The sequence below is a fragment of the Flagellimonas sp. CMM7 genome (assembly GCF_021390195.1).
GTDB lineage: Bacteria > Bacteroidota > Bacteroidia > Flavobacteriales > Flavobacteriaceae > Flagellimonas.
Genome location: NZ_CP090003.1, coordinates 1,093,778 through 1,112,408, shown reverse-complemented (window position 1 = coordinate 1,112,408; position 18,631 = coordinate 1,093,778). Strand labels below are relative to the sequence as shown.

At 38.6% G+C, this 18,631-nt stretch carries 12 protein-coding genes and 1 tRNA gene; 10 read left to right on the top strand and 3 right to left on the bottom strand.

The window, feature by feature from the left end; all coding sequences use genetic code 11:
- Positions 1-25: 25 nt before the first annotated feature.
- From LV704_RS05070 to LV704_RS05060, 3 genes are all read left to right on the top strand, one after another.
- Positions 26-748: a copper homeostasis protein CutC gene (locus LV704_RS05070; protein ID WP_163421428.1), complete on the top strand. Its 723-nt coding sequence runs from the start codon at positions 26-28 to the stop codon at positions 746-748.
- 54 nt (positions 749-802) lie between these two features.
- Positions 803-2,029, top strand: a complete 1,227-nt coding sequence (locus tag LV704_RS05065; protein ID WP_163421429.1) for a metallophosphoesterase — start codon at positions 803-805, stop codon at positions 2,027-2,029.
- Between the two features lie 92 nt (positions 2,030-2,121).
- Positions 2,122-2,418, top strand: coding sequence for a co-chaperone YbbN (locus LV704_RS05060; protein ID WP_097046517.1), 297 nt, complete (start codon positions 2,122-2,124; stop codon positions 2,416-2,418).
- Positions 2,419-2,441: 23 nt separating this feature from the next.
- Here LV704_RS05060 and LV704_RS05055 read toward each other — a convergent pair whose 3' ends face one another.
- Positions 2,442-5,771: a DUF2723 domain-containing protein gene (locus LV704_RS05055; RefSeq protein WP_163421430.1), complete on the bottom strand. Its 3,330-nt coding sequence runs from the start codon at positions 5,769-5,771 to the stop codon at positions 2,442-2,444.
- A 169-nt stretch (positions 5,772-5,940) separates the two neighbouring features.
- Here LV704_RS05055 and LV704_RS05050 point away from each other — a divergent pair.
- Positions 5,941-6,012: transfer RNA gene (locus LV704_RS05050), tRNA-Gln, on the top strand.
- 212 nt (positions 6,013-6,224) lie between these two features.
- Here LV704_RS05050 and LV704_RS05045 read toward each other — a convergent pair.
- Entirely contained in the window at positions 6,225-7,865 is a 1,641-nt protein-coding gene (locus LV704_RS05045; protein ID WP_163421431.1) for a hypothetical protein, read from the bottom strand.
- 254 nt (positions 7,866-8,119) lie between these two features.
- Here LV704_RS05045 and LV704_RS05040 point away from each other — a divergent pair, with 254 nt between their 5' ends.
- From LV704_RS05040 to infB, 4 genes are all read left to right on the top strand, one after another.
- Positions 8,120-8,785: a hypothetical protein gene (locus tag LV704_RS05040; protein WP_163421432.1), complete on the top strand. Its 666-nt coding sequence runs from the start codon at positions 8,120-8,122 to the stop codon at positions 8,783-8,785.
- A gap of 127 nt (positions 8,786-8,912) precedes the next feature.
- On the top strand, positions 8,913-9,374 hold the full coding sequence (gene rimP / locus LV704_RS05035) for a ribosome assembly cofactor RimP (RefSeq protein WP_163421433.1): 462 nt from the start codon (positions 8,913-8,915) through the stop codon (positions 9,372-9,374).
- 13 nt (positions 9,375-9,387) lie between these two features.
- Complete coding sequence (gene nusA / locus LV704_RS05030) at positions 9,388-10,620, top strand: transcription termination factor NusA (protein ID WP_163421434.1); 1,233 nt, start codon at positions 9,388-9,390, stop codon at positions 10,618-10,620.
- Positions 10,621-10,663: 43 nt separating this feature from the next.
- On the top strand, positions 10,664-13,438 hold the full coding sequence (gene infB, locus LV704_RS05025; RefSeq protein WP_163421435.1) for a translation initiation factor IF-2: 2,775 nt from the start codon (positions 10,664-10,666) through the stop codon (positions 13,436-13,438).
- Between the two features lie 44 nt (positions 13,439-13,482).
- On the opposite strand, the gene LV704_RS05020 is transcribed toward infB, so the two are convergent.
- Positions 13,483-13,854 (bottom strand): SPOR domain-containing protein, encoded by a 372-nt coding sequence (locus LV704_RS05020; RefSeq protein WP_163421436.1) that lies wholly within the window; start codon positions 13,852-13,854, stop codon positions 13,483-13,485.
- 235 nt (positions 13,855-14,089) lie between these two features.
- On the opposite strand from LV704_RS05020, the gene LV704_RS05015 reads away from it, so the two are divergent.
- Complete coding sequence (locus LV704_RS05015) at positions 14,090-15,451, top strand: c-type cytochrome (protein WP_163421437.1); 1,362 nt, start codon at positions 14,090-14,092, stop codon at positions 15,449-15,451.
- A gap of 33 nt (positions 15,452-15,484) precedes the next feature.
- Positions 15,485-18,607: a TAT-variant-translocated molybdopterin oxidoreductase gene (locus LV704_RS05010; RefSeq protein ID WP_163421438.1), complete on the top strand. Its 3,123-nt coding sequence runs from the start codon at positions 15,485-15,487 to the stop codon at positions 18,605-18,607.
- Positions 18,608-18,631 lie beyond the last annotated feature (24 nt).

Here is an 18,631-nt window from a genome sequence, read left to right as displayed (position 1 = left end):
TTTTAGTCCTGATAAATATAGCAATATGCTTATAGAAGTTTGTGCCAATTCTTTGGAATCTGCTCTAAATGCTCAAGAGGCCGGGGCGGATAGAATTGAGCTTTGTGCTGAATTGGGAGTAGGTGGAATTACGCCATCGCATGGATTAATTGAAATGGTAAAAGAACGCTTAAATATTCCCATTCATGTTTTAATTAGGCCAAGAAGTGGTCACTTTACGTATTCAGAGTGGGAGTTTGAAGTAATGAAGAGAGACATTGCTTTTTGTATTGAAATAGGAGTAGATGGGATAGTTTCCGGAATGCTTCATTCTGACTTCACTTTGGATTTTGAACGTACAAAACAATTGGTAGAGGCTTCAAAATCATTAAAATTCACTTTCCACCGTGCTTTTGACTGGATTCCTAATCCTTTGGAAGCTATGGGGCGACTTGAAGATTTGGGGATAGCTAGTGTGTTGTCATCAGGTCAACAGACATCTGCCGAAAAGGGATTGGACTTGCTTATTGAGCTTAACGCCATTTCAAGGAAATGTGCAGTTATTGCTGGAGGAGGAGTAAATATGAAGAACATTGAAAAATTTAAAAAGACGGAACTTAAGGCCATTCATCTTTCTGGCACATCCTTTGGCGATGTAATTAATATGAACAATAAGATTACAATGAACTCTGAACTACATTTGAAGGAGAATCAAGTGGCTGTAACAAACATGGAGACTATTCGTCAAATTGTTCGGAGCGTTAAATAATCGTCAAATAATTATGTTCCTGAACTAAAGAAATATCTTTACAAAAAAACAGCTATGCTTCGTTGGGTCATTTTCGTTATTATCTATTTGGTTTTGGGCTTTTATTCTTTACAGGCCATAAAAACTGCCTCTAGATACCCATGGGTACATTACCTTTTTATTTTACTTTCTCTTTTTGTTATTGGAAATTTCCTATATCAGTTTACAGGTACAGATGGAGGAAGGGTTCTTAGTAGACCAAAAAGTTATGCTTTCGGATTTTTATTGGCGATGCTCTCTTTTCAGATAATCACTATTATTTTTCTATTTGGCGAAGATATTTTTAGGCTGTTTGTTGGGGTTTATCAAAAGGTTTTTAGCACTCAAAAAGAATTTAGTATTCCTTCAAGAAGACGCTTTTTAAGCATCATTGCCCTTGGCGTGGCCGCTCTGCCTTTTGGAGCTTTGCTGATGGGAATGTATAAAGGCAAGTACAATTACAAAGTACTAAAATATCAGTTGGAGTTTGATGATCTTCCTGATGCTTTTGATGGCTATCAAATCACCCAGATTTCGGATGTTCACAGCGGTAGTTTTGACAACAGAAGCAAAGTAGCTTATGGGATTGATTTGGTCAACGAACAACAGAGTGATGTTATATTGTTTACCGGAGATATGGTAAACAACAAAGCTGAAGAGATGTTGCCGTGGAGCGATTTGTTTGGTAAACTGAAAGCAAAGGATGGTGTTTATTCTGTTTTAGGAAATCATGATTATGGAGATTATGTGAGTTGGGATTCCGAAGGTTTGAAGGCGCAAAATTTACAGGATTTAAAAAACCTTCAGAAAGAGATGGGCTTTGACCTATTATTGGATTCTCATCGGTATTTAGAAAGGAATGGTGAGAAGATTGCTCTCCTGGGTGTAGAGAATTGGGGTCGCGGTGGATTTAAAAAAGCGGGAGATTTAGAGAAGGCCAAACAAGGGGTATCAAAAGACGATTTCAAAATTTTGATGAGCCATGATCCTTCCCATTGGGAAGATGTTGTTATCAACGATGATTATCATTTTCATTTAACCTTAAGTGGACATACACATGGAATGCAATTTGGTGTTGAGATTCCTGGATGGGTAAAATGGAGCCCGGTTAAATGGCGTTATAAGTATTGGGCAGGTGTTTATCAAGAGCTTGGACAATTTATCAATGTAAATCGAGGGTTTGGTTTTATTGGTTACCCAGGACGTGTTGGTATTTGGCCCGAGATTTCTGTGATTACCCTTAAAAAGAAAGGTTTAACTTGAATTTAACGCACATCTTTTCCTAGCTGAATACGCTGCTAAGCTAAATTTTAACAAATTTTCTTACTTTTGGTTTGTAAACCCTAGAATCACACATGTCCAAATTTGGTGAACTTATAGATTTAAAAGTACCGGTCTTACTGGACTTTTATGCAGAATGGAACGACCAGTCCACTTCTATGCATCCTGTATTGCGCGATGTTGCAGCAGCACTTGGCGATAAAGGAAAGGTAATTAAGATTGATGTTGACAAAAACAAAGAGCTGTCTCAGGCTTTACGCATTAAAGGATTGCCAACATTGATGATTTACAAAAAGGGAGAGATGGTTTGGCGACAAAGTGGAGAACAAGATGCCAATACACTCATTGGCATTCTGAACGAATATATTTAAAGCGAGGGAATTCCCTCGCTTTTTTATTGTTCCAATATCATTGAATCTGGAACAGATTCAATAGTGTCAAGAGGAATCGAATCTTCTAGATCGGGATTTGGAATAGTCTCTTCAAAAGCGTCTTCGCTATCACCTACAAATTGAGAGAACTTATCTATATACTCATTAAAGATTATAGTTTCAGATTCTGCCAAATCTCTATCTTGGTTTTCAATAAGAATGTCAATATTCCTACGATAGGCCTGCATATCAGCTAAAACATCGTCAATTTTATCATATTGTTCATCAAGCGGTATTCCCGAATAATATTCTAAGCGTTCTTGATATACTTTTTTCAATTTTTCAAACAGCGCTCTAGCTTTCTCGGTTTCTCCCACTTTGTAATAGCCATCCACAAAGGGTTCAACAAATGCGTAAAAGCCGTAGTTTTCAACAGGCATATTGGTTATGCTCATGTCAATAATATCCTTTGCCTTGTCAATCTTGTTTTCTGCAATCAATGTTTCCATCAATCGAGCTAAATTGCTTCTAAAAGAAAGCCCTTGCGAACGTGTTTGGGGATCATGGTAAATTTTATCACTGCCAGAATTTCCCCAGTCCCACTTCTTCACAATATCGTACATTAAATCACTGTCCACACGCCCCATTTCAAAAGAGCTCTGATTTTTCGTTTTGATGGGGACCAATTTATAGACCAAACCATCCAGTTGAAGGTAATCTTTCATCCAAATATATTCTGCCTTATCAAAACTCCCTCCTGAAAAATAGATTGGTCTTTTCCAATCGTTGTTGGCAATCAAATCCAACATTAAGATTCTGTTCTTGGGCAATGCGCTCTGCGGAAGATCAATATCTATAAAATCTTCTATTAAGGCAGAATCCTTGGCTTTTACCAAACCAGTTTCCAATACATTCTTTTTGTTGACAGGGATTCTTATCTTATTAGTTGGGTAGTACACAATATCCAGATTGCTTTCTGGATAATTGTTGAGGTCTGCACCCTGCTTCTCCAATAAATATTTAAACTTGGTCTGCGGTTTATCGCTTCCTATCCAATTGATAAAATCTTTAATGTTCCAACGATTTTCTGTAACTCCTTGATAATAAACAGCGTCTCTAGAACCATAACGATATTTATCATGCGTTAACTGAGAAGGAATAGGGTCACTCTCATACGCCTTACGCTTCATTTGGTCAATATACCAATCTGTGGCAAAAAGACTCGTATTAACAATACGAACATCTGTTCTGTATTCTTCAATTTCTTGGGCATACCACAATGGAAAAGTATCATTATCACCAATGGTGAATAGAATAGCACCTGCATCTTCTTTACAGGAATCCAAATAGGCTTTGGCAGTAGAATTTGCAGTATAACGACCAGAGCGGTCATGATCATCCCAATTTTGAAAAGCCATTAATAGGGGTACGGCCAATAAACATAGGCCTGTAATGACTGGTGCTGCTATTTTTGCGGACAGTAGTTTTCTAAATTCATCAAAAAGCCCATAGACCCCAATCCCAATCCAGATACAAAAGATATAAAATGAACCTACCAGAGAATAATCCCGTTCCCTAGGTTGAAAGATATAGGGGTTGGTGTAGAATTGAATAGCCAATCCTGTAAATATGAAAAAGACAAAGAGCACCCAAAAGTGTTTTGGGTTTTTGGAAACCTGAAAAACGATACCAATAATACCTAGCAGTAACGGTAAAAAGAAATAGGTGTTCCTGCCTTTGTTGTTCTCCCAATCGCTAGGAAGGTTGTTTTGGCTGCCTAATCTAAGACTATCTATAAACCCAATGCCACTGAGCCAATGTCCATTTTCGTCATACCTGCCTTGAATATCGTTTTGTCTTCCTGTAAAATTCCACATGAAGTAACGCATGTACATATATCCAAATTGGAATTCGAAAAGGTAAGTCACGTTTTGCCAAAAGGTAGGTGGCTCTACATCTATATATTCACCAAACTCTCTTAAGAAACGAATATATTGTTCAGAATCCAACTCGCCTTGGCCGTAAGCGGTTTTAAATTGAGCTACTGCTTCTCTTAAGTCATTGTTGGATATGTATTCCGATTTTATTCGAAATTCCAGTTCCCCAAAATAGCGCATGTAGTTTTCTGCATGTTGATCGCTCCACAATCTTGGAAGGATACCAACATGTTTCTCATTGGGACCTTGAATGGCATTCTTGTAATTGTTTACAATAATGTATTTGCCTAATTTTTCATCCTTTTCATATTTGGGGCGGTCATCTATGTCTTCACCGGCTGGAGCAAAAGCATCTGAATAGTAAGCACCATAAAATGGACTCTCTACCCCAGGGTACTGTTCTCTATTATAATACGCCAAAAGAGAACGGGCGTCCGATGGGTCATTTTCATTAACTACGGTTTTTGCGTTGGCACGAATGGGTAACATCAACCAAGAGGAAAAACCAAAAATCAGGAACATTAAACAGAGCACAATGGTGTTTCCAGTATAGAAATTGTTTCTTCTGGTATACTGCAAACCAAAATAGAAAGCCGCAACAAAAATGAGTCCCATGATAATACTTCCCGAGTTAAAAGGAAGTCCAATGCTATTAATGAAGAAAACCTCGCTCCAACCAAATAGTTTTAACACATAGGTCAAGGAGAATTTGTAGACCAACATTAAAAGGGAAATCACTATAATATTGGCTAATAGAAAGTTCTTTACAGTTGTTGTCTTATATTTTTTGAAGTAATACAACAGACCAATGGAAGGAATGGCCAAAAAGCCCATAAACTGAATTCCGAAGGTAAGTCCTATTAAAAAACAAATAAGCAATAACCATCTATTGCCTCTTGGGTCATCTAAATTATCCGTCCATTTTAAACCTAACCAAAGTAGAAGTGCCATAATAAAGCTAGCCATGGCATACACTTCAGTCTCTACTGCATTAAACCAAAAACTATCGGAAAAAGTGAACGCTAAAGCTCCTACCAACCCACTTCCAAAAATGGCTATTGCCTTACTATTGGTAATAGGTTTCTTTTTGGAGGCCAGTTTAAGTGTCATATTGGTTATGGTCCAAAAAGTAAACAGCACGGCAAAGGCACTTGAAACTATGGAAACAGCATTGACCATCAGCGCTATTTTGGAGGTATCCCCAAAAGCAAATATGGAAAAGAAAGCACCGATCATTTGAAGAAGGGGCGCTCCAGGTGGGTGACCAACCTGTAGTTTAGCAGAGGTGGTGATGTATTCCCCGGCATCCCAGAAACTTCCCGTAGGCTCAACAGTTAGGGCATAAACAATAAATGCAATGGCAAAGGAGGCCCATCCTAAGATAGTATCCCATTTCTTGAAGTCTTTTGCAAACATAAAAATTGGTGTTTACCAAGTTGGGGCGAATTTAGTAAATATAGTAGAGAAGATTGTTCAATTTTGGAAAAGCTTTAACAGGGAGATGGCAGGAAAATAGCTTGGAATATTATTAAAATATTTGCCCAAACAAAAGTTTGTCTTAAATTTGCACCCTCAAATGTGGTACTGGCCTATGGTGTAATTGGTAACACAGCTGGTTTTGGTCCAGTCGTTCAAGGTTCGAGTCCTTGTAGGCCAACAAATTAACCTCCTAAATGTAATAGTTTAGGAGGTTTTTGTTTTATTGATATGGGAGGAAAGAGGTTATCTAACCCCGCTACCGCTAGTTTGTAACTAGTGGTTTAGAACATGAGTAAGCAAAACCAAAAAATAAGAAAACCTTGGAATTATTTCCAAGGCTTTCTTATTATGTAGAATGCCACCAGTTGCAAACTGGCGGTAACAAGCTGATTACCTAACCTCCTTAAGCATATCTTTGGCGCTCTTACCAATTGCTCCCTTGGAGTCCATGGCAATAACTTTTTCTAGTAATTCAATAGTTTTATCCTTTACGCCAGCTTTAAAATAAGCATTCGCTAAGTTTTTTATGGCACTAGGGGAATCAGGGAATAGTTGTGCAACAAACGAGTATACGCCAATAGCGGGTTCAATTTGGTTATTGCTTAATAAGTGATATGCTGTATTGCTCAATTCTGTTTCAAAATCAAAGAAACTATAACGCGAATCTTTAATCATTTTTGGCACTTCTATGGCCAGTTCTTCCATTTTTCCCGCCATATATAAATCGGTGATATAACGCATAGGGTCGGGCTGGAAATTTGCTCCTGAAAAATGTAAGGCTGCATCTAACACGGGGTCTTCATTAGACCTGTATTGCTCAAAACTCATATCAACGGCTATATTAGGTACGGTGGCATCAGCATTTTCCCAGACCGGCTTATCTTGCCACCAAGCAAATGATAGATAAACAGGAATCTTACTATTGGGTAAAGCTACTGGACGGGCATCACCGTAAAAATTTATATTTTCTGAGGTTGCCTCTCCAACAAAGGTGGCATTGGTGTAATTGTCCAGTTCGTTTACCAGATTCTGACAGGCAGAAAAGGTGCGTCTACCAGTGATGACGAATAATTTTCCTTTTTGGTTGATTTTCTTGGTTTCAATTATGCCAGTAATAACGGTCTTGTTTTTGTAGTTGTTTCCACCGCCATTTAAACGAACATCAAGAATTAATTTTTCAACCTCATTGTTTTCTATAAAATCAAAAACACGCGAATAAAAAGATGGGGTGTCTTCTTCAGGGTCATCCTGTATTTGGCTGTGTCTTACATAAACTGTTTTTTCTTCGGGCAGATATTCAAAAAAATAGATCTTGTCCAAGTTTTTCAAGTATAAAGGCGTATTGGTTTGGTCTCTTGCTTCGAGCCAATTTTCATCTTGAAAAATATGACTGTACTTTCTAGGTACTCTTTCTCCTTTTGGTAAGGCATTGAACTCCTGTTCAAAGGTTTTACCATCTTTTTTCAAGGTAAGCTTGACCGAATTTTGCAGGGTAGTAGTAATTCCTTGTGCATGCAAGACTTCTAACATGCCCAAATAATTAATTCCAAAAGCTTTGAAATACTGATCGTTTTCAGAATTAACCGCTGGGTATATGAGTTCCAAGGCTTTATCAATGGGTATTTTGTTTATTTCCAAAACTCTTGCCCCAAGTGCTTTGGCGTAGTCTTTATGAACACCTTGCAGGTAAATGCCATCATTGTATTCGTAAAGATTAAAGGGCAGGTAATGAAATTCAAAAGGTTTTTGTCTAAGGCTAATGTCCGTATGTCCATATTTAAACAAAGAAATTATTCTGGACATTCCAACGATAATCTCATGCTCCTGTAAGTTTGGAATATTCTTATAAAGGGTTTCTACTTCGGAATTAAAAACTGCTTTAGTGGTTTTAACGAATAGAAAGGAATAGTCTTCATTTATGGTATTTTGTAAAAATCGAAGATCTTCTTGCCATTGGGTTGCGGTCAAAGTCTCTTGAGCGGATAAGCTCAAAAAGAAGATCAAGTTTAAGGAGAGAAGTAATTTTTTCATCTTTAGTTTTTATGGTTATTAAAAATAGTACACTACAATTTTAAAAGTAGGCAGTGGCAAAAGGAATTTGTTTTAACCGAAATGTAGTATTGGGTGGTTGAATTGTGATATCAACAACAAGACATGTAAAAACCTATATAGTTATATGTCCGTCGGAATGTTTTTATAAATTTATATGCTGTGTTTTCATGCTTGTACAGTTTGCGTTAAGGAGAAAACAAGACCATTGATTTATGAACAGTCGAGCAAAACAAATGTTTAGAAGAATAGTTACTTGCTTTTTCCTTATAGGCTTTGCCATGAATATTGGTTTTGCTCAAAAATCTCAAGCCGAATTACATCTTAAAAACGGTGCAATTTTGAAGGGATATGCAAAAATAGTCGTGGAATCTAAATCATTCGATAGTGCAATTTCAAGTGATGGTGCCGTCAAGTTTAGAAAAAGTATGGAAGCACGTCCAACTTTTTATCGTTTTGAAAAATTGAAGAAAGTCAGGATTATTGAGAAACATCGTGTGGCTACATATGAATTTTTCAAAGTAATAGGAGAAGGTAAGATTAAAGCCTTAAAGCTTTTGGAAAAAGGGGATGTGAGTCTTTATGAATATGAGACTAAAGGAATATCAACAAAGAGTCCATTTGTTACAGACCCATCTACAAGAATGAATCCCACTGCTCCAAGAAACCTTCCTGTTGGTGGTGGCAAGTCTAAGTATCTTTGCGTTAAAAAGGAAAATGAAGAAATGGCTACCAAACTAACTAGAAATCCTACTTTTTCAAATAACTTCAAGGAAGCTGCTATCTATTACTTTAGGGATTGCCCTGCTTTGGTTGAGAAGCTTAAGAAGCGCAAGTATAAAAAAGGAAATATTAAGGAAGCGGTTGTATACTATAATGATACCTGTAAGAAGCCCGAATGATTTTCTAAAGATTTCAATGTGGTAAGGAATTGCTAAAACAAATGAAATATTATATATTTGCACCACTGAACGGATAAAAGGTTATTCATGAGGGGACTTCTAGTCCCCTCTTTTATTACTAATTTTTATGTTTAAGGAAAAAGTAAAATCATTATTGGACAAAGCTTTGGAGGATAATCCATTGCTATTTTTGATTGATTTTTCTATAGGTGGCGATAACACTATCCGAGTGGTTTTGGATGGCGATGAAGGAATCAATCTTCAGGATTGCATGGATGTGAGCAGGGCCATTGAACATAATCTAGATCGTGAAGAAGAAGATTTTTCGCTGGAAGTAACATCGGCAGGAGCTACATCTCCGTTAGAATTACCACGTCAGTTTAAGAAAAATATAGGCAGAAAATTAATGGTGAGGACAGGAGAAGAAGAGTTGGAAGGAAACCTGACCCATGCCACAGAAGATAGTATTACCTTAGAGTGGAAGGCGCGAGAGCCCAAGCCGGTTGGTAAAGGAAAAGTTACGGTTCAGAAAAAGCGGGATATTGCGTTTTCTGATATCCATCAAGCAAAAGTTATTATAAAATTTTAATTGTAATTCAAAAATGGAAAACCTAGCGCTCATCGAATCCTTTTCGGAGTTTAAGGACGATAAGTTTATTGATAGGGTAACCCTTATGGCGATTTTGGAAGATGTATTCCGAAATGCACTTAAAAAGAAGTTTGGTTCTGATGAAAATTTTGACATCATTATCAATCCAGATAAAGGTGATTTGGAAATTTGGAGAAACCGTATTGTGGTTGAAGATGGAGAAGTAGAGGAGCCCAATGAAGAAATCTCCTTGACAGAGGCTAGAAAAATTGAGCCCGATTTTGAGGTTGGAGAAGACGTGTCTGAAGAAGTGAAGTTGATTGACTTGGGAAGAAGAGCCATTTTGGCTTTGCGTCAAAACTTGATTTCCAAAATCCATGAACATGATAACACTACCATATACAAGCAGTTCAAGGATTTAGAAGGGGAAATTTATACTGCGGAAGTACACCATATTCGTCATAAAGCAATTATTTTGTTGGATGATGAGGGCAATGAAATCATCCTTCCAAAGGAAAAACAGATTCCATCAGATTTCTTTCGCAAGGGAGATAACGTTCGTGGTGTAATAGAAAGTGTGGAATTAAAAGGGAACAAGCCTACAATTATCATGTCCAGAACTTCACCAAGTTTCTTGGAACAATTGTTCTTTCAAGAAATCCCAGAAGTTTTTGATGGCTTGATCTCTATTAAAAAAGCGGTTAGAATTCCTGGTGAAAAAGCAAAGGTTGCAGTGGATTCTTATGATGATAGAATTGATCCAGTTGGAGCATGTGTGGGAATGAAAGGATCGCGTATTCACGGTATTGTACGTGAATTAGGAAACGAAAATATTGATGTCATTAATTGGACAAATAATTCTCAATTAATGGTAACACGGGCATTAAGTCCGGCTAGAGTGTCATCTGTTAAATTAAATGACGAGAAAAAAACGGCCCAAGTATACCTGAAACCAGAGGAAGTTTCCAAGGCAATTGGTAGAGGAGGGCATAACATTCGTCTGGCAGGTCAACTAACTGGTTATGAGATTGATGTATTTAGAGAGGGTGTAGAGGAAGATGTAGAATTGACCGAGTTCTCTGATGAAATTGAAGCATGGGTTATTGACGAGTTTAAGAAGATTGGATTGGACACGGCAAGAAGTGTTCTGGAGCAAGATGTCAATGACTTGATAAAACGAACCGATTTAGAAGATGAAACTGTTCTTGATGTGGTCCGCATTCTCAAGGAAGAGTTTGAAGATTAAACTATATATTAGCAGCAAATTTTAGGGCTAGGAAATACAATTTATGGCAGGAAACCCAACAATAAGACTTAATAAAGTTCTCAGGGAATTGAACATTTCGCTGGATAGGGCTGTAGACCACCTTTCTTCTATGGGTCATGAGGTGGAGGCAAGGCCTACAACAAAGATTACAGATGAGGTGTATCAAGTGCTGTTGGATGAATTCCAAACGGATAAGAGTAAAAAGGTAGCTTCCAAGGAAGTTGGTGAGGAAAAAAGAAAGGAAAAGGAAGCTTTAAGAATTCAGATTGAGCAAGAGCAAGAAGAAAGAAGACTTGCTAGAGAAAAGCGCAATGCCGAGCAAGTAATAAAAGCGAAAGCAGAACTTACCGGTCCCAAAACAGTCGGTAAGATTGACTTGGATAAAAAGCCTAAGACGCCAAAGGTGGCCGAAAAGGTAGAAGAACCTGAACAACCCAAAGTTGAAGAGCCTAAGACAGAAGAGCAAGCTAAAGTCAAAGCTGAGCCTACTCCTGAAATTGTTTCGGGGGAAGTAAAAGAGAAACCTGAGGTAAAAGAAAAAGAAGCTGTTAAGTCTGTAGAGAAAGTTGTTGAGACCCCAGCAGAAGAGACAGATGAAGCTAAGGAGCCTGAAGCTATTCAGACTCAATACAAAAAACTCAGTGGGCCTAAAATTACTGGAGATAAGATAGACCTTACCCAGTTTAATAAGCCGAAGAAAAAGAAGGAAGAGCCCAAAAAACCAAAACCTGCAGCATCCACTTCGGATAGCAATGCAGATAGGAGAAAGCGTAGAAAGCGTATTATCAGTAATAACCCTTCACAGTCTGGTGGTAATCGCTCTCCAAGAGCAGGTGGTAATAGCGGCCCAGGAAGAAGAGGGAATCAACGTTCTGCTGCTCCAAAGGTTGAGCCAACAGAGGAAGAAGTACAAAAACAAGTACGTGAAACCCTTGAAAAACTTCAGGGTAAATCCAACAAGGGTAAAGGGGCCAAATATAGAAGAGAGAAAAGAGATCAACACCGTCAGCAGACAGAAAAAGATCTTGAACTTCAAGAATTGGAAAGCAAAATCCTTAAAGTCACTGAGTTTGTAACAGTGAATGAGGTTGCTACACTTATGGAGGTTTCCACGACCCAAATCATATCTGCATGTATGTCATTGGGTATTATGGTTACCATGAACCAACGTTTGGATGCGGAAACACTTTCCATTGTTGCTGAAGAATTTGGATATGAGGTTGAGTTTATAACTGCAGAAATTGAAGAATCTGTTGAAGAAGAGGTAGATGCTCCAGAAGATTTAGAGCCAAGAGCTCCTATTGTTACTGTAATGGGGCATGTGGATCACGGTAAAACATCTCTACTGGATCATATAAGGGAAGAGAATGTAATTGCTGGAGAAAGTGGGGGTATTACCCAGCACATTGGTGCATATGGCGTTACATTACAAGATGGACAAAAAATAGCATTTTTAGATACACCAGGTCACGAAGCTTTTACGGCCATGCGTGCTCGTGGTGCACAGGTAACAGATATAGCAATAATTGTTGTAGCGGCGGATGATGATATAATGCCTCAGACAAAAGAGGCGATCAGTCATGCACAAGCAGCAGGTGTTCCTATTGTTTTTGCTATTAATAAAATTGATAGGCCTGCCGCTAATCCCGAAAAGATTAAAGAAGGTCTTGCAGCTATGAACCTATTGGTGGAAGATTGGGGAGGTAAAATCCAATCTCATGATATCTCTGCAAAAACAGGTGAAGGAGTAAAAGAATTGCTTGAAAAAGTGTTGTTGGAAGCTGAATTGTTGGAATTGAAAGCAAATCCAAACAGATTGGCCTCAGGTACCGTTGTGGAGGCGTTCTTGGATAAAGGTAGAGGATATGTGTCTACTGTTTTGGTTCAGACAGGGACTATGGAAATTGGGGATTACGTCCTTGCTGGAACTTGCAGTGGTAAGATTAAGGCAATGCAGGATGAGCGTGGAAATAATATTAAGAAAGCAGGACCTGCCACACCAATTTCTATTTTAGGATTGGATGGTGCGCCGCAAGCCGGTGACAAGTTCAGTGTGTTGGATGATGAGCGTGAAGCAAAACAAATTGCAACGAAGCGTTCACAGTTACAGCGAGAGCAATCTGTTCGAACGCAAAGACATATCACCTTGGATGAAATAGGTAGACGAATCGCCTTAGGAGATTTCCAAGAATTAAATATTATACTTAAAGGTGATGTGGATGGTTCTGTGGAGGCATTAACAGATTCGTTCCAAAAGTTATCTACGGACGAAATACAAGTCAATATCATTCATAAAGGTGTAGGTGCCATAACAGAATCTGATGTGTTATTGGCAAGTGCATCGGACGCCATTATCATTGGGTTTAATGTTAGGCCAATGGGGAATGCACGCATGGTAGCTGATAAAGAAGAAATAGATATCAGAATGTATTCTATTATCTATGATGCTATCAATGATCTGAAAGATGCCATGGAAGGTATGCTGTCTCCAGTAATGAAAGAGGAGATTACAGGTAATGCGGAAATTAGAGAAACCTTTAAGATTTCCAAGATTGGAACCATTGCTGGTTGTATGATAACAAGTGGCAAAGTCTTTAGAAATTCTCAAATTAGATTGATTCGTGATGGTGTTGTAATCTACACAGGGGAATTGTCATCACTCAAACGATTCAAGGATGATGTTAAAGAAGTTTCCAAAGGATATGATTGTGGTCTACAAATCAAAAACTACAATGATATCAAGGAAGGAGATATTGTAGAAGCTTTCCAAGAAGTAGCTGTTAAGAAAAAACTATAGAATATATCGAATTAAAAAATCCCGCTCAAGCGGGATTTTTTAATTTATCTAGACGTGTTTTCAGGTTTTAATAGCATAGCATCCGGATATTTTTTACGCACTTCCAAATACTTTCGCTCTGCTTCCAATTTTGTTTTAAACTTACCTAAACGTACTCTATAAGTTGGGGATTCGAATTCAATTTTTGAATACCACCCTGGAAAATCAATATCTATCTTAGACTTCAGATTTTGAGCTTTTTGGTAGCTGCCAAAGCCTACTTGAATCTGATAAAAATCTGCCTTGGAATTGACCTGTGTATAGAGTTTTGTTAATTCTTCAATGCGGGGATCTTGTTCAATAGTAATACTACCTTCTTGCGCAGAAAGTTGAATGGTAAAACCTATTAAAAATGCTATGAATACTGGGGTTTTCATGATATATGGGCGCTTTTCTTTTATGTCTTTTTACAAATGTAAATTTTTATGTTTTATACTACAGGTTTTCATTTTATTTAGAATCTTTATAAATTAGATATTATAAATCCCTTAACATTTTAAAAAATAAGTCTATGTCGTATTTTTGTGACCGATTTTAGCACAGTGAAATGTTATCATACTCAATATCAGTAGTAATAACCGTGCCAAAGATTTCGACAGAAATTTCTTTAATATGAAAAAGGTTTTATACCGCCATCTATTTTCTAAAGTTTTAGGTTTCTCTCTCCTACTTTTTTCCACTTCATTTTATGCGCAGGAAGAAGCTGCTTCGACTGAAGTTGTCGCTGAAGACGCTGGCACTGCTGGAGGTGATGCTGCCAAAGGTAAACAGCTATTCAATCAAAACTGTGCTGCATGTCATGCCTTAGATCGTAAGATGACGGGTCCTGCATTGGCAAATGTTGAGGCTAGGTTGGCCGAGGATGAAGGTTTGGATAAGGAATGGCTTTACACTTGGATTAAGAATAGTCCTGGAATGATTAAGGCAGGAGATGCTTATGCTGTTAAAATATACGCAGAGTACAATCAGGCCGCTATGACTGCTTTTCCAACATTGTCCGATGCGGATATAGATGATATTCTAGCGTATACCGCTGCGCCACCGCCAGCACCTGTGGCTACCGCGGTTGCTGATTCCGCAGGAGAACAAGGAGGCGCTTCGGGTGGTGTGTCAAATGAAATTATTTTAGGTGCACTTGCACTTGTTTTTGCTTTACTGGTAATCATGTTGATTTTGGTGAACAATACGTTAAGACGTATTGCTGAAGCCAATGGAGTTGTGCTAGAGAAAGAAAAAGCTGAATCACGAATGCCAATCTGGAAAGCCTTTGCTCAAAATCAATTTTTGGTTTTAGTGAGTGTTATCTTTTTGTTGTTGGCAAGTGCTTACTTTGCTTATGGTTGGATGATGCAGGTTGGGGTTGATCAAGGATATGCTCCGGTTCAACCAATCCATTATTCGCACAAAATACACGCTGGAGACAATAAAATTGAATGTAAGTATTGTCACTCTTCAGCTAGAGTTTCCAAACATTCTGGAATACCATCTTTGAATGTTTGTATGAATTGTCACAAATCCATTTATGAGTACAAAGGTAATCCTGAAGGTCCAAGTGCGGATGATATAGCGAATGGTTATACCAACGAATTCTATACGGGCGAAATCAAGAAACTTTATAAAGCAGTGGGTTGGGATGAAGAAAACCAAAAGTATACTGGTGAAAGTCAGCCGGTAGAATGGGTTAGAATTCATAACCTGCCAGATTTTGCTTATTTCAATCACTCACAGCACGTTTCTGTGGCAGGAGTAGAATGTCAGACTTGTCATGGTCCTGTGGAGGAAATGGAAGTGATGTACCAATTTGCTCCATTAACCATGGGGTGGTGTATCAATTGCCACAGAGAGACCAATGTTAAGGTAGAGGGTAATGAATACTACGAAGCTATTCATGCTGAGCTTTCTAAAAAGTACGGGGTTGATAAGCTGACCGCTGCTATGATGGGTGGTTTGGAATGTGGTAAGTGTCACTATTAAGAATTAAAAAGAAGATAATCTCAGATATATCGTATGGCATCAAACAAAAAATATTGGAAAAGTGAAGCGGAGTTAAATCCGAACGATTCCATTGTTGAGGCGCTAAGACAAAACGAATTTACAGAACAGATTCCCGTTGATGAGTTTTTGGGGGACAAGGAAAACCTGTCAGCTTCCACGACCAACAGAAGGGACTTCTTAAAATATGTGGGTTTCAGTACGGCAGCAGCAACCGTTGCAGCTTGTGAGGGGCCTGTTCATAAGTCTATTCCTTACGTGGTTCAGCCAGACAGAATTGTACCCGGAGTTGCAAACTACTATGCAACCACAATTGCTGATGGACATGATTTTGCAAGTATTCTGGTTAAAACCAGAGAAGGGAGACCTATTAAAATTGAAAATAATACAGAGGCTAAAGTAAGTGGTAGTGCCAATGCTAGAGTTCAGGCATCTGTACTTTCATTATATGATAGCACTAGGGTGCAAGGGCCTTCCGCCAATGGAGAACCCATTGAATGGAAAGTGTTGGATGCGACGGTTAGAGCAAAACTGGGGAGTTTAAAAGATTCCAATAAGCAAATTGTATTGCTTACTCAAACGTATGCAAGCCCATCTACTGATAAATTGATTGCTGAATTTAAAGCTAACTACGGCGAAAACGTAAACCATATATCGTACGATGCTATTTCTGAAGATGCTGCGTTAAATGCGTTTGATACTGCTTATGGAGAGCGCGCTTTACCAGATTATGATTTCGAGAAAGCAGAGCTAATAGTTTCTTTTGGTGCAGATTTCTTGGGAGATTGGCAAGGAGGAGGATATGATGATGGTTATGCAAGAGGGCGTGTTCCTAAAGATGGAAAAATGTCCAAGCATGTTCAGCTAGAATCCAATATGTCTTTGACCGGGGCTAATGCTGACAAGCGTTACCCGATGACTCCAACACAGCAAAAAATTGCTTTGGCAAAGTTGTATGGAAAGTTAAATGGCAGCAATGTTGGTGGAGGAACTTCTGATGTTGATGAAGCGGTAGAGGCAGTGGCTGCTCAAATTAGAAAAGCTGGTAGCAAAGCTGTTGTTGTCACGGGACTAAATGATATCAATGCACAAACTGTTGTGCTAGCGATTAATAAATTGTTGGCTAGTGAAGCTTTTGATGCGGAGAACCCTAGATATGTTCGCCAGGGAGATAGCGCTAAAGTGACAAAGTTAGTTGCAGATATGAATGCTGGTCGCGTAGGAGTTTTAATCATGGATGGTGTAAATCCAGTTTATTCACTCCCAAATTCAGCGGATTTTGTATCTGGACTTGATAAGGTAGATGTTTCTGTAAGTTTTTCATTTAATAATGATGAAACTGCACAGGCGTCCAAATATGTTGCAGCTGCTTCCCATTACTTAGAATCTTGGGGCGATGCGCAATTCAAAAAAGGACATTACAGTCTAGCGCAACCTGCTATCCGTGAGCTTTTTGATACAAGACAGTTACAGTCTGCTTTGCTTACATGGATGGGCAGTGATAAAACGTATTACGAATACATCAAAGAGACTTGGAATGCTGAAGTGCTCCAAGAATCTGATTGGAACAAAGCATTACAAGATGGAGTGTTTACTGCTCCAGTTGCACCAGAAACGACTGAGGAGCCTTTAGCAATTGCTAATGATGAGGAAGAAGTGCAAGAAAGTATTGTTCCTATTGCTTCGGCAATACGTTCCTTAGTGAACACTACAAGTTCTGGAACAGAATTGATTCTTTATTCTAAAGTGGGAATGGGAGATGGTCGTCAGGCCAATAACCCATGGTTGCAAGAATTTCCTGATCCGATTACCAGAGTCTCATGGGGCAACTATGTAACAGTTTCCAAAGCTGATGCTGAGGCAATGGGCATGGAAAACTATAATGTGGCCGATGGTGGTTTAAACGGAAGCTATGCAAAACTAACTGTTGATGGTACTGTTTTGGATAATGTTGCGGTGATTATCCAGCCAGGTCAAGCTCCTGGAACAGTTGGTCTTTCATTTGGTTATGGTAAACAAGCCGGAATGAAAGCTGAAATGGCAACTGGGGTAAATGCATTTTCACTGTACAGTAATTTCAATAACGTGCAATCGGTTAGTATAGAAAAAACTGAAGGAACACATGAATTTGCTTGTGTTCAGTTGCATAAAACATTAATGGGTAGAGGGGATATTATCAAGGAAACGACCTTGGAAATCTTCAATACCAAAGACCATCACGAGTGGAATGCAGTTCCACAGGTATCCAAAGATCACCAAGAAATACCTGTTACCTCGCCAGATGCAGATTTGTGGCAAGAATTTGACCGTTCTATCGGACATCACTTCAACTTATCCATCGATTTAAATTCTTGTACCGGTTGTGGAGCTTGTGTTATTGCCTGCCACGCAGAAAATAATGTTCCTGTTGTAGGTAAAGAAGAAATCAGAAAATCAAGAGATATGCACTGGTTGCGTATTGATAGATACTATTCCTCTGAAGAATCTTTTGAGCAGGATAACGAGAAAAAGGATAACATGGACGGCCTTTGGGGCGATAATGGTTCCTTAGGTGGGTTTAGGGAGATGGAAGATGCATCCGCAAACCCTCAAGTGGCATTCCAGCCTGTTATGTGTCAACATTGTAACCATGCACCTTGTGAAACGGTTTGTCCAGTAGCGGCAACATCTCACGGTAGACAAGGGCAAAACCAAATGGCATACAATCGTTGTGTAGGTACAAGATATTGTGCCAACAACTGTCCTTATAAAGTACGTAGATTTAACTGGTTCTTGTATTATGACAATGACGAGTTTGACTACAATATGAATAATGACCTAGGAAAAATGGTCATCAATCCAGATGTTAATGTACGTTCAAGAGGGGTAATGGAAAAATGTTCCATGTGTATTCAAATGACACAGAAGACCATTTTAGATGCTAAGAGAGATGGACGTGTAATTAAGGATGGAGAATTCCAAACGGCTTGCTCATCTGCTTGTAGTAGTGGAGCTATGGTCTTTGGGGACATCAACGATAAAGAAAGTAAGATTGCCGAATTGAAGGAAGATGATAGAATGTATCACCTATTGGAGCATGTGGGCACAAAACCCAATGTTTTCTACCATGTTAAGGTGAGAAATACCAACGAGGCTTAATCAATAAATAAGAAAGTAACTAGA

Bases quoted from the DNA above. Each gene is read 5' to 3' on its own strand.
- LV704_RS05070 (WP_163421428.1), top strand. From the start codon at position 26: ATGCTTATAGAAGTTTGTGCCAATTCTTTGGAATCTGCTCTAAATGCT.
- LV704_RS05065 (WP_163421429.1), top strand. From the start codon at position 803: ATGCTTCGTTGGGTCATTTTCGTTATTATCTATTTGGTTTTGGGCTTT.
- LV704_RS05060 (WP_097046517.1), top strand. From the start codon at position 2,122: ATGTCCAAATTTGGTGAACTTATAGATTTAAAAGTACCGGTCTTACTG.
- LV704_RS05055 (WP_163421430.1), bottom strand. From the start codon at position 5,771: ATGTTTGCAAAAGACTTCAAGAAATGGGATACTATCTTAGGATGGGCC.
- LV704_RS05045 (WP_163421431.1), bottom strand. From the start codon at position 7,865: ATGAAAAAATTACTTCTCTCCTTAAACTTGATCTTCTTTTTGAGCTTA.
- LV704_RS05040 (WP_163421432.1), top strand. From the start codon at position 8,120: ATGTTTAGAAGAATAGTTACTTGCTTTTTCCTTATAGGCTTTGCCATG.
- rimP (WP_163421433.1), top strand. From the start codon at position 8,913: ATGTTTAAGGAAAAAGTAAAATCATTATTGGACAAAGCTTTGGAGGAT.
- nusA (WP_163421434.1), top strand. From the start codon at position 9,388: ATGGAAAACCTAGCGCTCATCGAATCCTTTTCGGAGTTTAAGGACGAT.
- infB (WP_163421435.1), top strand. From the start codon at position 10,664: ATGGCAGGAAACCCAACAATAAGACTTAATAAAGTTCTCAGGGAATTG.
- LV704_RS05020 (WP_163421436.1), bottom strand. From the start codon at position 13,854: ATGAAAACCCCAGTATTCATAGCATTTTTAATAGGTTTTACCATTCAA.
- LV704_RS05015 (WP_163421437.1), top strand. From the start codon at position 14,090: ATGAAAAAGGTTTTATACCGCCATCTATTTTCTAAAGTTTTAGGTTTC.
- LV704_RS05010 (WP_163421438.1), top strand. From the start codon at position 15,485: ATGGCATCAAACAAAAAATATTGGAAAAGTGAAGCGGAGTTAAATCCG.